Source organism: Haloarcula sp. S1AR25-4 (assembly GCF_031624555.1).
Lineage (GTDB): Archaea > Halobacteriota > Halobacteria > Halobacteriales > Haloarculaceae > Haloarcula > Haloarcula pellucida.
Genome location: NZ_JAMQOR010000001.1, coordinates 185,741 through 201,356 on the forward strand (window position 1 = coordinate 185,741; position 15,616 = coordinate 201,356).

12 protein-coding genes are annotated in these 15,616 nt (G+C 65.7%); 9 read left to right on the forward strand and 3 right to left on the reverse strand.

The genetic code is table 11. The features are described 5' to 3' along the window. The first annotated feature begins 347 nt into the window (after positions 1-347). The 5 genes from rqcH (at position 348) to NDI85_RS01105 (ending at position 6,661) form a co-directional block, all read left to right on the forward strand. Positions 348-2,534, forward strand: coding sequence for a ribosome rescue protein RqcH (gene rqcH / locus NDI85_RS01085; protein WP_310914679.1), 2,187 nt, complete (start codon positions 348-350; stop codon positions 2,532-2,534). 98 nt (positions 2,535-2,632) lie between these two features. Beyond that, complete coding sequence (locus NDI85_RS01090) at positions 2,633-3,334, forward strand: DUF4013 domain-containing protein (protein ID WP_188995305.1); 702 nt, start codon at positions 2,633-2,635, stop codon at positions 3,332-3,334. A gap of 218 nt (positions 3,335-3,552) precedes the next feature. Next, positions 3,553-4,275, forward strand: coding sequence for a DUF4013 domain-containing protein (locus NDI85_RS01095; RefSeq protein ID WP_310914680.1), 723 nt, complete (start codon positions 3,553-3,555; stop codon positions 4,273-4,275). Between the two features lie 39 nt (positions 4,276-4,314). Further along, complete coding sequence (locus NDI85_RS01100) at positions 4,315-5,382, forward strand: mRNA surveillance protein pelota (RefSeq protein WP_188995303.1); 1,068 nt, start codon at positions 4,315-4,317, stop codon at positions 5,380-5,382. 121 nt (positions 5,383-5,503) lie between these two features. Continuing rightward, positions 5,504-6,661, forward strand: a complete 1,158-nt coding sequence (locus tag NDI85_RS01105) for an ATP-binding protein (protein ID WP_188995301.1) — start codon at positions 5,504-5,506, stop codon at positions 6,659-6,661. Position 6,662: 1 nt separating this feature from the next. On the opposite strand, the gene NDI85_RS01110 is transcribed toward NDI85_RS01105, so the two are convergent. After that, entirely contained in the window at positions 6,663-7,421 is a 759-nt protein-coding gene (locus tag NDI85_RS01110; RefSeq protein WP_188995300.1) for an MBL fold metallo-hydrolase, read from the reverse strand. Between the two features lie 291 nt (positions 7,422-7,712). Further along, on the reverse strand, positions 7,713-8,519 hold the full coding sequence (locus NDI85_RS01115) for a helix-turn-helix domain-containing protein (protein WP_188995298.1): 807 nt from the start codon (positions 8,517-8,519) through the stop codon (positions 7,713-7,715). Between the two features lie 159 nt (positions 8,520-8,678). On the opposite strand from NDI85_RS01115, the gene NDI85_RS01120 reads away from it, so the two are divergent. Beyond that, positions 8,679-11,426, forward strand: coding sequence for an ATP-dependent helicase (locus tag NDI85_RS01120; RefSeq protein WP_188995296.1), 2,748 nt, complete (start codon positions 8,679-8,681; stop codon positions 11,424-11,426). A gap of 151 nt (positions 11,427-11,577) precedes the next feature. Next, positions 11,578-12,204 carry a carbonic anhydrase gene (locus NDI85_RS01125; protein WP_188995294.1) on the forward strand — a complete coding sequence of 209 codons (627 nt, stop codon included), beginning with the start codon at positions 11,578-11,580 and terminating at the stop codon, positions 12,202-12,204. A gap of 48 nt (positions 12,205-12,252) precedes the next feature. On the opposite strand, the gene NDI85_RS01130 is transcribed toward NDI85_RS01125, so the two are convergent. Beyond that, the gene (locus tag NDI85_RS01130) at positions 12,253-13,131 is read right to left on the reverse strand and encodes a hypothetical protein (RefSeq protein ID WP_310914681.1); all 879 of its coding nucleotides are present in this window, start codon (positions 13,129-13,131) and stop codon (positions 12,253-12,255) included. A 320-nt stretch (positions 13,132-13,451) separates the two neighbouring features. Here NDI85_RS01130 and NDI85_RS01135 point away from each other — a divergent pair, with 320 nt between their 5' ends. Together NDI85_RS01135 and NDI85_RS01140 are read left to right on the forward strand one after the other, a co-directional pair. Continuing rightward, positions 13,452-13,913: a PH domain-containing protein gene (locus NDI85_RS01135; protein ID WP_188995290.1), complete on the forward strand. Its 462-nt coding sequence runs from the start codon at positions 13,452-13,454 to the stop codon at positions 13,911-13,913. Continuing rightward, the gene (locus NDI85_RS01140; protein ID WP_310914682.1) at positions 13,910-15,478 is read left to right on the forward strand and encodes a PH domain-containing protein; all 1,569 of its coding nucleotides are present in this window, start codon (positions 13,910-13,912) and stop codon (positions 15,476-15,478) included. Before NDI85_RS01135 ends, NDI85_RS01140 begins: the two co-directional genes overlap by 4 nt. Positions 15,479-15,616 lie beyond the last annotated feature (138 nt).

Consider the following 15,616-nt stretch of genomic DNA (forward strand, 5'->3'; position numbering starts at 1 on the left):
CGAGAGCGTCGTCTGCTGGTCCCTGAAGAACCGAAACGTGAGCGAGGCACGCGGCAGACTGAGGATTCCGGGGTCGTCCTCGGTCGGATTCGTGACGATACCGAACCCGGAGTCCGTCCCGCTGGGCGGTCCACAGACACGGCTCACGTCCCCCTGCAACTCCGGGACGCCCGGACAGCCCACGCCGTCGAGCGAGAGGTTCCGACCGCGGCTCGTCCATATCCGGCCATCGACTGGGTGGCTGTGATCGGTTTCGGACGCTCGCCGTCTGTCGGCCAGATTGTCACGGGGTCCCCGTCGTCCGCCGGTCCCGACAGGCCTTTGCGTCGCCGCCGACAGCCACCGACATGGACACGAAGCGGGAACTGACGAGCGTCGACCTCGCGGCCCTCGAGGGCGAACTCGCCGACTACGAGGGCGCGAAACTCGACAAGGCGTATCTCTACGCCGAGGACGACCTTGTCAGACTGAAGATGCGGGACTTCGACCGCGGGCGGGTGGAGTTCATCATCGAAGTCGGTGACGTCAAACGCGCCCACGTCGCGGCGGCCGAACACGTTCCGGACGCCCCGGGCCGGCCGCCGGACTTCGCGATGATGCTCCGGAACCGCCTCTCCGGGGCGGACCTCGTCCGCGTCGAGCAGTTCGAGTTCGACCGCATCGTCGAACTGGAGTTCGACCGCGAGGACGGGTCGACGACCATCGTCGCGGAACTGTTCGGCGACGGCAACGTCGCGGTGTTAGACGAGTACGGCGAGGTCATCGACTGTCTGGAGACGGTACGCCTGAAGTCACGCACCGTCGCGCCCGGGACGCCCTACGAGTTCCCGTCGGCGCGGTTCAACCCCCTGACCGTCGACTACGAGGGGTTCGTCGCCCGGATCCGGGAGTCCGACTCGGACATCGTTCGGACGCTGGCGACGCAACTCAACTTCGGCGGCCTCTACGGCGAGGAACTGTGTACGCGGGCGAACATCGACTACAACGTCCCCGTCGATGAGGTGACCGACGAGCAACTCGAACGCCTCTACGAAATCGTCACGGACCTCGGCGAGCGACTGCGGACCGGTGACCTCGATCCTCGGGTGTACTACGACACGCCCGACGGTGCCGAGGACACAGAGGAGAGCGTTGCTCCAGCGGAGCAACGAAACGGCGGCGGTGAAACCGCCAACGAGAACCGCCAGCGCGTCGACGTCACGCCCATCCCGCTCGAAGAGTACGACCACCGGTACAGCGAGCCGTTCGACTCGTTCAACGACGCGCTGGACGACTACTTCTTCAACTTCCAGCGGGAGCAAGAGGTCGAGGGCGGCGAGACCCAGCGCCCCGATTTCGAGGCGGAGATTTCGAAGTACGAGCACATCATCCAGCAACAGCAGGGCGCTATCGAGGACTTCGAGGCCGACGCCGAGGCCGAACGCGAGAAGGCCGAACTGCTGTACGCCCGCTACGACCTCGTCGACGAGGTCATCTCGACGGTCCAGCAGGCCCGCGAGGACGACGTGCCGTGGGACGAAATCGAGGCCACGTTCGAGGAGGGAGCGGAACGCGGTATCGCGGCGGCGGAAGCCGTCGTCGGCGTCGACGGGAGCGAGGGGACCGTCACGCTCGACGTCGACGGCACCCGCGTCACCGTCGACGCCAGTCAGGGCGTCGAGAAGAACGCGGACGAACTGTATCAGGAGGCCAAGCGCATCGAGGGCAAGAAGGAGGGCGCGATGGCGGCCATCGAGGACACGCGCGAGGACCTCGAAGCCGTGAAACAGCGCCGCGAGGAGTGGGAGGCCGAGGACACCGACGCGGCCCCGGAACCGGACGAGGCGGACGACGACGAACCCACCGACTGGCTCTCGGAACCCTCTATCCCCATCCGCAACAACGAGCAGTGGTACGAGCAGTTCCGCTGGTTCCACACCTCCGACGGCTACCTCGTCATCGGCGGCCGGGACGCCGACGACAACGAGGAACTCGTCCAGAAGTACTGCGAGCGGGGTGACAAGTTCTTCCACGCACAGGCCCACGGTGGCCCGGTCACGGTGCTGAAGGCGACGGGGCCGAGCGAACCCGCTCAAGAGGTCGACTTCCCCGAATCCTCGCTCGAGGAAGCGGCGCAGTTCGCCGTCTCGTACTCCTCGGTCTGGAAGGACGGGAAGTTCGCGGGCGACGTGTACATGGTCGACCCAGAACAGGTGTCGAAGACCCCCGAGAGCGGCGAGTATCTGGAGAAGGGCGGGTTCGCCGTCCGCGGTGACCGGACCTACTTCGAGGACACGCCGGTCGGCGTCGCCGTCGGCATCACCTGTGAGGACCAAACACAGGTCATCGGCGGCCCGCCCGCCGCAATCCGACCGAACGCGGCGACGAGCATCACCGTCGAACCCGGACAGTACGCCCAGAACGACATCGCCAAGCGCCTCTACCGGGAGTTCAAGGACCGCTTCGCCGACGAGACGTTCGTCCGGAAAGTCGCCAGCCCGGACAAGATTCAGGAGTTCCTCCCGCCGGGCGGGAGTCGGATGGTCGACGAGTAGCACGGCTCACGCAGGCTTATATACTTGTTGGTCGTATTATACGTAGATACAGACAGAGGCCACGATCGGCGGTCCTCGGCCGTGTATCTGGAGCCTCAATGTTTCAAGAAGCCCTAAACTACCCACGAAACAGCGACAGCGCGGTCAAGAACATCGCCATCGGCGGGCTACTACTGTTCGTCAGTTTCCTCGTGGTCCCCACCTTCCTGGTGCTGGGATACGTCGTCCGGACGCTCCGGCAGGTACTCGGCGGCGTAGAGGAACCCCCGGAGTTCGACGACTGGGGTGAGATGCTCGTCGACGGACTGAAGGCGTTCGCTATCGGGTTCGTCTACGCGCTGCTGCCCACGGTCATCGCGATCGTGGCGCTGTTCGCCACCGGCGTCACCGCCGGCATCGGCGGGAGCAACGGCGGGACGGGGCTGGCGATCGGTCTCATCGCCGTCGTGACGGCGCTCCTCGTGGCCGCCGTCTCGTTGCTCGTCGCATACGTGATTCCGGCGGCCGTCGTCGCGTGGGTCCGCACCGACCGTCTCGGCGCGGCGTTCTCGCCCGCCGAACTCCGCCCGATGGCCTTCAGCCGAACCTACGCCACCGGGTGGCTCGTCGCCGTCGGTATCGGTCTCCTGAGCGGCATCGTCATCGGCCTGTTGAACGTCGTGGTCATCGGTGCCATCCTCGCCCCCTTCATCACGTTCTACGCGAACGTCGCGGGGGCCCACGCGATCGGCTCGGCGGTCCGGGAGATGCCCGCCGTCGAGGAGGGGCCCGACGCCCCGGCCAGCCAACCCGCAGCCTGAGCGGTCGAGGCGCGGTAGAACGGATTTTCTGTGACAGTCAGTGTCCAAGTGACGACCAGTAGCTATCGAGCGTGTCCGAATCTGGCAGGCTACTCGTAGTGTCTTTTCAGCCCGTCTTTATCCCTTCGGCAGGCGTACTTCCGTTCGTTACTGCCACGCCGGGCCGACGACGAGCGTTCTCGTTCGCGCCGCTGACGGAGGCGGTGACGGTGATACCCATGTTCGAAGACGCACTCAGATTTCCGTGGAACGGCGAGAAGAAAGTCGAGACGCTACTCGTCGGGGGCGTGTTGAGTCTGCTGGGGTTCCTGTTCGTCCCGCTCCTGTTCGTGTACGGCTACCTCGTCCGCGTCGTTCGACAGGTGGCGGCGGGCAACACCGAAGCCCCACCCGTGTTCGACGAGTGGGGCGACCTCCTCGTAGACGGTGTCGTCGCTTTCGTCATCTCGCTCGTGTACCTGCTGGTCCCCGTGATTGCCATCGCCGTCGCGGCGTTCCTGTTCCTCGTTCCCGTCACCATCGTCGAGGGCGGGACCGGGCCACGAACCGGACTGCTCGCCGCCGGGGGCGTTCTGGTCGCGTTGCTGGTGCTGTCCGTGACGCTGGTGCTGTTGCTCGCCGCACTGTACCTCCTTCCGGCGGGCGTCGCCGCCTACGCCCGGACGGGTCGGTTCGGCGCGGCGTTCTCGCCCGGTGACCTCCGGTCCGTCGCGGGCGACCGGCGCTACGCGATCGGATGGCTCGTCTTCGTCGCCATCGGCGTCCTCGCACAGCTACTCGCTGGCGCCGTCGCGGCCACCGGCGTCGGCGCACTACTGGTACCGTTCGTCGTGTTCTATGGCAACGTCGCCGGCGCTTACGCCATCGGGGCCGGCGTCGCCGACGTCGACATCGCGAGCGAGACGGACGAGGACGCGACTACCGGCCAGCCCGCAGTGTGAATAGCAGGGCACTTGTGGACGGGCGGCCCACCACTCGGTATGCAGATCAAAAGCCGGCAGGCCACCGGCGAGGGTCGCGAACGCGTCGAGGTGGTCCCCGAGACGCTCGACGACCTCTGGCACCTCTCGCACGTCGTCGAACCCGGCGACCACGTCTCCGGTGACACCACGCGCCGCATCCAGCGCAACGACGACACCCTCCGTGACAAGGGCGGGGAGCGCGAACCGATGTGGTTGAAAATCGAGGTCACCGACGTCGAGTTCGCGAAGTTCGCGAACCGCCTCCGAATCGGCGGCGAAATCGTCGACTGTTCCCGGGAGGACCAACTGGGCTTTCACCACACGCTGAACGTCGAGGAACACACCGAACTGACCGTCGAGAAGCGTTGGAAACCGGACCAGAACGACCGACTGGAGGAAGCCGTCGAAGCCACCGAGAACCCCGACGTGGCTATCGCCACCGTCGAGGAAGGCGAGGCCCACGTCCACACCGTCGCACAGTACGGCACCGAAGAGCGAGCGTCCATCACGTCGACGACGGGGAAAGGCGACTACGCCCGGCCCCGCGACGAACTGTTCGCCGAACTCGCCGCCGTCCTCAAACGGCAGGACGTGGACGCCTACATCCTCGCCGGACCGGGATTCACGAAACAGGACGCGCTGGACTACTTCGAGGAGGAGATTCCGGACATCGCAGCGCAGATTACCGTCGTCGACACCGCCGCTGTCGGTGACCGTGGCGTCCACGAAGTCCTGAAACGTGGCGCCGTCGAGGACGTCCAGCAACAGACCCGAATCGCCGAGGAGGCCGACCTCATCGACGAACTCATGGCCCGCATCGGTGAGGGAAGTGAGGTGGCCTACGGCCCCGACGAAGTGGCCAAAGCCGCCGACTTCGGCGCCATCGAGACGCTGTTGGTACTCGACGACCGACTGCGCGAAGAACGGTCGGGCGAGGGCGACTGGGACGTCGACGTCGACCACATCATCGAGACCACCGAGCAGAAAGGCGGGTCGGTGACCGTCTTCTCCGCGGAGTTCGCACCCGGACAGCAACTGTCGAACCTCGGCGGTATCGCCGCACTCCTTCGCTACCGCCTCGACTGACACTGCGTCGTGACTGCGGGTCGTCCGTCATCGGCTCGGAGTATCGTATCTTGTAATCGCCCGAAACGGTTTTTCCCTGTCCTACCCTGTAACGGGTATACACTCCGCGGGAGTGGCTTGGATGGTATTCGAAGAACAACCGGACTTCGCGCGACAGGTGGCCGACTTGAACAAGTACGGTCAGGCGCTCAATCGGTGTGAGACCGTCGAAGAGGTGGTCTCGCTGACACTGGAAGCGATGTCGCTGCTCTTTCAGTTCTCTTACTCGACCTTCGTCGAGGTTCGTGACGGTGACCCGCGCGTGGTCCACAGCACGAACCCCCGGTTGGCGGCGGGCGATCAGCCGAGCGCCGTCGCGGTCCGAGCGCTGGAGGCCGGCGAGACTGTCATCGCCACCGGTGACGAGGCTGGCATGACCACCGACTCCGACGTGACCGCCACGCTCGCCGTCCCGACGCAGGTCGGCGGGGAAGTGACGGCGATACTGGTGACTCGCTCTACGTCCGTCGAGTCCTTCGGCGAAGAACAGAGTCGCCCGCTGGAGATTCTGGCCTCCCACGCCGGGACGGCCATCAGCAACATTCGCTCCCGAGAACATCTCGAACGCGCACGGCAGGACCTAGAGACGCGAAAGGAGATGATAGAGATGTACGACCGCCTCCTGCGCCACGACCTCGGTAACGACTTGCAGGTCATCGCGGGATTCGCAGACGCCGTCGCGGCGGACGTCGACGGGCAGACCGAGGAGTACGTCGAGAAGATACAGCGGGCGGCCCGGAGTTCCGCGGACCTCATCGAACGCGTCGGGAGCCTCGTCTCGACGCTCGAAGCACAGGACGAACCGGAACCGCGTGACCTCGGAGCGTTACTCGGGACGACGGTCACCGAAGTTGCGGGGAACTACGAGAATCTGTCGGTCGACTTCGACTCGGAGGCGTTCGACTACCGAGTGTACGGCGGGGAACTGCTCGACTCGGTGTTTGCGAATCTCGTCTCGAATGCTGCCGTCCACAACGATGGTGACGTGCGGATGCGCGTCTACGAAGAGGAACTCGGGACCGAGCAAGTCGTCGTCGGGTTCGCGGACGACGGCAGCGGCGTCCCGGAGGACATCCGCGAGCGCATCTTCGAGATGGGGGCGAAGGGGCCGGACAGTTCCGGGAGCGGGTTCGGTCTCGGCTTCGTCCGCGCGCTGACCGAGTCCTACGGGGGGAGCGTACGCGTCGGCGAGAGCGAGATGGGCGGGGCGGACTTCCGGGTCACACTCCAGCGCGTCTGAGTCACCGCTCGTCGACCGTTATCGAGAGGCCGTCCTCCGCGAACCGCACGTCGCCGTCGTACGCCTCGCCGAGCGACGACAGCATCTCCTCGTGTCGTCCCTCCGTATGCGGATAGAGGTGCGTGAGATAGACGCGGCCGATGTCGGCGTCTGCTCCGGCGAGTGCATCGCCGAGTGCCGCCGGCGTCGGGTGGTTCGAGACGTCGACGTCGTCGGGAAACGAGCAGTCGTGGACGAACACGGCCGCGCCGTCGGCGAACTCGACGAGGTCGATGAACGCCTCCGAGTCGCCGCTGAACGCTATGGTCGGGCCGTCAGCGGTGGGCGTCACCCGATAGGCGAAACACTGCATCGAGTGCCTCGTCTCGAAGTGGTCGAGGTCGAACCCGGCGAGCGAGACGGGGCCGTCGACGTCCCGGAGCGTCAAATCGAGGCGGTCCTGCATGTACTCGTGGACCGAGAGGAGGTCCTCGACGAGCGACCGGGTCCCGGGCGGGCCGGCTATCGTCAGGTCGGTCTCGCCGGCCAGCCACCGGGCTTTCAGCAGGACGTCGAGGTCCGAGACGTGGTCTAGGTGGTGGTGAGTGAGCAGGACGGTGTCGACGCCCTCGTACCCACGGTCCGTGCGGGCGAGCGCATTGAGGACGCCGCTACCGCAGTCGATCAACAGAGCGTCGCCGTCGCTCTCGACGAGATAGCCAGACTGGGCGCGGTGACCGGTCGGCATAGCGCTGCCGGTGCCGAGAAACGTCAGTCGCATACGCGGGACCACCGCTCGGAGAAGCAAAGGTATTGGTGTCGTCAGCGGGGTGGGCGGACTGCGGTTGAGTGGGGGAGGGTATGGGGACCGCTCAGGGCCGCGTCAGCGGAGGGGTGGGCAGCGGATGGCCGCCAACGGGGACCGGTGGGGCGGTGACAGGGGAGCGTGCCACCGGATCAGGGCGGAATCGGGTGAACCGGGTCGCCCCGCGACGGCGCAATTTAGGCTTGTACCGGGTATATAAAAAGTCCATCTGAGGCTCAAAACGAGTTTTGAGCGACCGGAATCCGGTCAGTAGTCGGCGTAGGCGAGCGTCACCGCGACGATAGCGACGACGAGGAGGCCGCCGAGAAAGAACGCCAGTCCCGGTTCGATCTCGAACCCGCCGCCGGCCGCCGTCGTCGCCACCTCCGTCGCCATATCGAGGGAAGCCGGTTCCTCTGTCGCCACCTCGGTGGGGGCCGGAGTCGGCGTCTCCGTCGCTTCGGCGATGCTGATACCGCCGCCGTCGCCGCCAGCGGTCGTCTCGACCTCCGTCTCTGTCGAGACAGCCGTCGGCGTCTCGGTCGCGTTCCCGCCCTGTGAGGACACCGAGTACCCGCCGTCCGCCCCGCTTGACTCGGCACCGTCCCCCGAGGCGCCCATCCCGAACGGGAACGGGACGTTGCCGAGCAGTATCTGGAGGACGAGACTGGCGGCGGTCAGGATACCGACGGCGGGCATCAGGCGCTTGACGAGCGACTTGAGCGACCGCTTCCGGTCTCGCGTGCCGACGAACAGCACGAGGGGGTCCTCGGGCGGTTCGTACACCTTCATCTCTTGGCCCTTCTCGGAGTACTGGGTCCCGGCGACGGCGATGAGTTCCTCGTTTTCGAGCTTTTCGAGGTGGTAGGAGACCTTCTGGATAGACATCCCCAGTCGGTCGGCGAGTTCGGAGGGCGTTCCCGGGTCGTCGTAGACGGCGTTGAGTATCTCGCGGGCCGTCTCAGAAGAGAGCGCGTCCAGGACAGCGGAGACGTCGTCGTCGACACCGACGATCTGGAGTTCCCCGTCCTGTGACGCGCTCGCGTCGGGACCACGCGAGGGCAGCAGGGACATGTACGACTCACTGAATCCCAGCGTAATGAATCTCGTGGAGACTCCGGTGTGGATTTGACTGTTCGGCCGGCGGGACTAATCCGATCTTAACCCCGGTGTCTAGCTATCGTGGCGGAACCCACTTCCCCCCGCAGTCCTACCGAATCACCAGAGCCGACAATGGGTGGACGAGAGCGCCTCGCGGCGACCGACCCCGACTTCGACCCGGGTGCGGTCGCCATCGACGACGCGGACGTACTGGACTGTCTCGCGCCCGTCGTACAGGACTGGTGGGTCGAGCAGTTCGGCGAGTTCGTCCCCGGTAACGGCGGCTTCTTCACCCCGCCACAGAAGGAGGCTATCCCGCTCATCCACGGCGGCGAGAACGCCCTCATCTGTGCGCCGACGGGGTCGGGTAAGACGCTCGCCTCCTTTACGGGCATCATCAACGAACTGTTCGCGAAGGCCCGCGAGGACGAACTGGACAACTCCGTCTACTGTCTGTACGTCTCACCGCTGAAGTCACTGGCCAACGACATCCACCGGAATCTGGAGGTGCCGCTAGCGGGCATCACCGAGAAACTCGACGAGAAGGGCGAGGACGTGGAGATCCGCCACGCCATCCGGCACGGCGATACGAGCGACAGCGAGCGACAGGCGATGCTTTCGACGACGCCCCACATCCTGAACACGACGCCGGAGACGCTCGCCATCCTGCTCAACTCCCCGAAGTTCAAGGCGAAACTGGAGACGGTCGAGTACGTCGTCGTCGACGAGATTCACAGCCTCGCCGAGAACAAGCGGGGGACCCACCTCTCCGTGTCGCTGGAACGACTCGAAGCGATGGCCGAGGGGTCGCCGACCCGAATCGGCTGTTCGGCGACGGTCGAACCGCTGGACACCGTCGCGGAGTTCCTCGTCGGCCGCGAGGAACCGGGCGGTGAGCCACGGCCCTACGAAATCGTCGACACCCGGTTCGCGCGGGACTTCGACGTGGAACTGACGACGCCGACGGACGACCTCATCGACACGCCCGGCGACGTCGTCACCGAGCGCTTCTACCGCGAACTCCACGAGCAGATTCAGGACCACACGAACACGCTCGTCTTTACGAACACGCGCTCGGGGGCCGAACGCGTCCTCCAGAACCTCCGAGAGAACTTCGGCGACTACGACGAGGACAACTCCGGGTGTCACCACGGGTCCCTGTCGAAGGAGAAACGACAGGCCATCGAGCAGGCGCTGAAAGACGGCGAACTGGACGTGGTGACCACCTCGACGAGTCTGGAACTGGGCATCGACATGCCGTACATCGACCTCGTCGTACAGGTAGGCTCTCCCAAATCGGTGGCCTCGCTCCTCCAGCGAGTCGGCCGCGCGGGCCACCAACTCGGACAGACAGTCGAGGGCCGCGTGGTCGCGCTGGACCGGGACGAACTCGTCGAGTGTGCGGTGATGCTACAGAAAGCCGAGGACGGCTTCGTCGACCGGGTGTTCATCCCCGAGAACGCACAGGACGTGGCGACACAGCACGTCTACGGGATGGCAATCAACCAGGTTCGCCCGGAACAGGACCTCAAAGATACGCTCCGGCGGGCCTACCCCTACCGAAACTACACGGACGAGTCGTGGGAACAGCTCTGTCGCTATCTCACTGCGGACTACCCTGGGATGGCGGACCGGAACGTCTATGCGAAGATTTGGCGGGACACGAACGACCCGCCGGACGGGGAGTACCACTACGAGGAATACGCCGTGGGCGAACCGCTCGTCGGCAAGCGCGGCCGTCTCGCCCGAGTCATCTACATGACCAACATCGGGACCATCCCCGATTCGTTCACCTGTGACGTCTTCGTCCGGGGCGGCGACGAGTGGGTGGGTCAGTTAGACGAGGCGTATCTGGACACACTGGAGCAAGGCGACGTGTTCGTCCTCGGCGGGTCGAACTACGAGTACCGCTATCGCCGGGGGTCGAAGGTGTACGTCGACCCGACGAGCGCGCGGCCGACGGTGCCCTCGTGGTTCTCCGAGCGCCTGCCGCTGTCGTACGACCTCGGCGGTGAGATACTCACCTTCCAGCGGGAGTTGCTCGGCAAACTCGAACGCGGCGGGATGTCCGAGGTGCGAAACTGGCTCCGGGACTTCCCCCTCGACGAGAACAGCGTCCGCGCCATCGCGCGGATGTTTCGCGAGCAGGTGGCCTACGCCGGGGCAGAGAGCGTCGCCACGGACGAGCGGCTGGTGATAGAGGAGGCGATGGACCACGACGAGTACGAACGGCGCTACTACGTCCACTCGAACTACGGGCGGCGGTTCAACGACGGGCTCTCGCGCCTGCTCGCCTACCGCGTGGCACAAGCGGCCAACGCCAACGTGCAGGTGGCCGTCGCCGACAACGGCTTCACCCTCTCGATGCCGCTGAACCGCAAGGTCGACATCCAGCGCGTCCTCGAAGGTATCGACCCCGACGACGTGCGCGAGGACCTGCGAGCGAGCCTCGAGGGGACCGACCTGCTACAGCGGTACTTCCGCATCAACGCCACGCGCTCGCTGATGATTCTGAAGCGGTACAAGGGCTACGAGAAGTCCGCCAGCGAACAGCAGGTGTCCTCGGAGATGCTCCTCGGGTTCGCCGAAGACCTCGGCGACTTCGCCGTCGTTGAGGAGACCTACCGGGAGATTCTGGCGGACAAACTCAACGTCGCGGGCATCGAGGACGTATTGACAGACGTCGAACGCGGTGCCGTCGACGTGGTCTCGACGCGGGTCGATTCGCCGTCGCCCCGCGCGTTCGGACTCGCGACGCTGATGGCCAGCGACGTCGTCCTCGCCGAAGACGAGTCAGCCGTCCTCGAAGAGTTCCATCGGCGCGTCCTCGAAGAGATAGAGGGCGACGACGCCGACCGGTCTGTCGCGACGGACGACTGATACTGGTGGCTGTAAGTTCGTAAAGATATTCGCCACCTCGGGGTGGCGAATTACTTCAGTTTGTTACAGCCACCAGTATGAGCGTCGTAGATGCCGGTACTAGTTGCCCAAATGATAAGACGGGTGGCGTCAGCTACCGTAGTGCTGACTAATGCCACATCACACACACGGTGAGGACCGAGCGGAACCGGAACCCGGACACGTCCACGAGTCCGTCGACGCCGACGTCGACGCCCGCGACGACTGGGCGCGGCGTCGACGGAAAGGCATCCCGACGGACAAGCAACTGCTCGTCGTCGCCTGCATGGACGAGCGAATCCCGGTCGAGGAGGCCCTCGGACTCTCGCTCGGGGACGCACAGATATATCGGAACGCCGGCGGGAAGGTGACGGACGACGTCGTCCGGTCGGCGGCGCTGACGACGCAGTTCTTCGAGACGACCGAGATTATCGTCGTCAACCACACCGACTGCGGGATGATGAGCGCCAGTGACGAGGACGTGGTCGCGGGACTAGAGGCCGCCGCAGGCGGGGACCTAGACGACGTCGACATAGACCCGTCGCTCCCCGACCTGAACCTCGGCGACCACTCGGTGGCGGAGTGGGTACGCATGACTGACGACATCGACGAAGCCTGTGCGGCACAGATCGAGTACCTGCGGAACCACGAGTTGATTCCCGACGACGTGACGGTGACGGGGTACGTCTACGAGGTGGAGAGCGGTCACCTGCGTCGCCCCGGTGAGCGGGTCGCCGAAGACGTCAACGAACGGGTGTGAGACGGGTCGGCCCCTCCGATAGAGGTGGCGTCGGTAGCCGACTGCGACTCACTCGTCCGCGCCGTCGAACTCGGTGAACGCCTCGATAGAGACGTACAGGTCGTCGCGACCTCCCGGTTGCATGACGTAGGTTGTCGGGTAGACATCCGCGACGGGGTACACTTCCGGTGTCTTCATCTGAACGACCTGCTCTTCGTCGAGACCGTCGATGAACTCTGTCGTCACCATCGGTTCGACGAAGGTCAACTGCCCGGTGCCGTCGCCGTCCGTGTCGTACGCGCCGTAGATGTTCGTGTGTGTGAACGACCCGTCGGGCCGGAACTCGGCCCCAGTCGTGTCGACGAGGTGTTCGCCCATCTCGCCCTCGACGAGCGGCGTGTCGGGTTCGCCGTCGCCATCGGCATCTATCACCGGCAGGCGCTGGTAGTCCGTCGGCATCTGTGCGTCCGGAATGTCGAACGTCGCCGGGCCGGTGACGATGGTCTCGACCATCTCTTCTGGAACCGTGTAGAAATGAAAGTCGTAGTGAGGGACGGTGTAGACGTCCGGCGGTGGATGACCTTCCGGATTGTAGTGGAAGCCCACGAACGTGAACTGATGTGTCTCCACCGACGCGGGGAGCGCAAGATGTGCGTCCAGTGCGTCCTCGTCGAACGCCGCCAGTGCGTCGGCGTCCATGTAGACACCGAGCGACGAGAGGTTCCCCTGTGGGTTCGTCGTCGCGTACGTCTGGACCACCCCATCGAGAAAGTCGATATCGTCGCCCCACACTACCTCGTGGTTCTGTGGTTTCGGATGCGCTGCCGTCCGCGCTGAGAAGGCCCGCCCCCCGGCGATGACCCCTCCCGCGAGTACGGCACTCGTCGCTACGCCCCGCTTGAGCGCATCGCGCCGTGTCAATCCTGTCTCTGGCTGTTGGTCGGGCATCTGAATCTGGGCGACGCGTGTCGCCCGAACGTGAAGACACGACGCTGTCACATAGTTATAGGTCTCGAAGGTATCGGTAGCAACGAGTACTCTCAGGCCCTGCAGACGGTGTCACGGTAATTGTCGAATACGTAGCATTGTCGTCACCGGTAGCGCTCCGGTGACTGGCGAGTGTTCTATCGCCCCGGTGAGACGTCGACGCCGTTCTGTAGCGAGGTGTCAGCCGTGGTATATCGCGGGTGCCGTCGTCTCCCAGACCTCAGCAGGTCGGTCCCTGCGTGGCCCCACACTTAATCCACGTCTCGCCCTACGGTGGCAGTATGGAGTCGTTGCACCCGCGAGTCAGACTGCTGTGGGCTGGCCGGACAGTCGTCTCCGCGTCCGTACTGCTGGGACTCGTGGTACTGGTAGACCGGTTGTTCTTCTCGTTACCGCTGGAACTGGCGGCCGTCGGATGGGCGCTACTGGTCGTTCTCGGCACCGTACACGCGGCGTTCGCACATCGAATCTGGCGCTTCGGGTTGCAGGACGACGCGCTGTTTCTCGTTCGCGGCGTGTTGACCCGCAGGGATACGTCGGTCCCCTACGTCAGGGTCCAGCACGTCGACACGACCCGCGGTCCGATAGAGCGGACGGCGGGCCTCGCCAGCGTCGTCGTCTACACCGCCGGGTCGCGCGGCGCGGACATCACCATCCCCGGCCTCCGCCCGGAGCGAGCGACGGAACTACGAGAGCGTCTCCGTGACCTCGCCAGCGAGAGCGAGGCCACCGACGCAGTATGAGACGACTGCATCCCAGAAGTGCGGTCCGGCGCGTCGGCCGTGCGGTGGTACAGGGCGCCGTCTTCGGCTTCTTCGTCGGGACGGCGCTGGCCGGGACGATCGGCCTGCCGTCGTGGGTCGGCCCCGCGCTCGCTCCACTCGGCGCGACGGTCACGGGCGGGTTCGCGCTGGTTCGGTACTACCGGTTCCGCTATGCGATTACCGGCGGCACGCTGGCCGTCGAGTCGGGCGTGTTCGCCCGCCAGTCGCGCGAGATACCGCTCGGGCGGATTCAGAACGTCGACCTCCGGCAGGGCGTCGTGAATCGATTGCTGGGGCTGACCGTCGTCGACTTCGAGACGGCCGGCGGGAGCACCACCGAGGCCTCGCTGGACGCCGTCGCCCCCGAGGAGGCCGACCGACTCCGCCGCCTCGTCCAGCGCTACGGCCGCGATAGCGACGAGCGAGACGCGGCGACGACCGAGACGTCGACGGACGAGCCCGCCGGTTCGGGGCCGACCGAGCACGACGAGGTGACAGACCTGTTTGCCTTCTCGTGGCGCGACCTGCTGACCTACGCCGTCGTCTCTGTCCGACCGGCCGCGCCGGTGCTGACGCTCGCCGGCCTGCCGCTGGGCGGTGACCTCGTCGCCGCCGTTGTCCGGTTCAACCTCACGCTGGTCGGTGCCGAACCGGCGCTGACGCCGTCGGTGCTGGAGACGTTCGGGCCGCCGAGACTGGTCGCCCTCGCCCTGCTGACGCTCGTTCAGTTCCTGCTGACGGCGCTGCTGGTCAGCGTCGTGCTCACGGTCGTCGAGTACTACGACTTCCGCCTGTTCCGGGAGGGCGACGACTTGCGGTATCAGCGTGGTCTGGTTCGGCGGTACAGCGGCACCATCCCGCTGTCGAAGGTCCAGACGGTGACGGTCAAGGAGAACGTCCTGATGCGCCGGTTCGGACTGGCCACCCTCGTCGTCGAGACGGCGGGCTACAGCGGCGGGAACCAGCAGTCCGCACAGGGCGTCGCCGTGCCGATGGCTCCCCGCGAGGAGGTGTACGAACTCGCACGCGACATCGAGCCGTTCGGAACCTTCGAGTTCGAGCGACCGCCGACCCGCGCACGTCGGCGGTACGCGTTCCGCTTCGCGTTCGTCGCCGCCGTCCTCACCGGCGTCGGCTACGCCGTCGACACGTTCGGTCTGGGGACTGGCTTCTGGTGGGTCTTGCTCGGTCTGTTCGTCCTCGTCCCCCCGGCGGCCCACTTCCGGTGGCGCCATCGTGGGTTCGTGCTGGACGACGACGTTCTGGCCACGCGCTCGGGGTTCTGGTCACAGACGACGCGGATCGTGCCGTACTACCGTGTCCAGACGGTGTTCGTCGGTCGGTCGCCGTTCCAGCGTCGTCGTGACCTCGCGACGGTCACCGCGGATACCGCCAGCACGGCGAGCATCTTCGGCGGGTCCGCGACCGTCTACGACGTCGACGAGGCGACGGCAAGCGACCTCCGGGCCGAACTCCGGAGACGACTGTACACGGACTTGCTGGCCCGAAAGCGCGCTCGTCTCACTGCCAGCGACAACGAGTAGGGGTCACGGAAACCGGCCGTCTCCGTGCCGCCGTACGGCTACGACCGGCCGACCGCCCCGAACGCCGGCCTCACTCGATGTGTCGCGTGCCACACTGCTTACAGGAGAACAGCGTCCCATCGGATAGGTCTTGTTCGG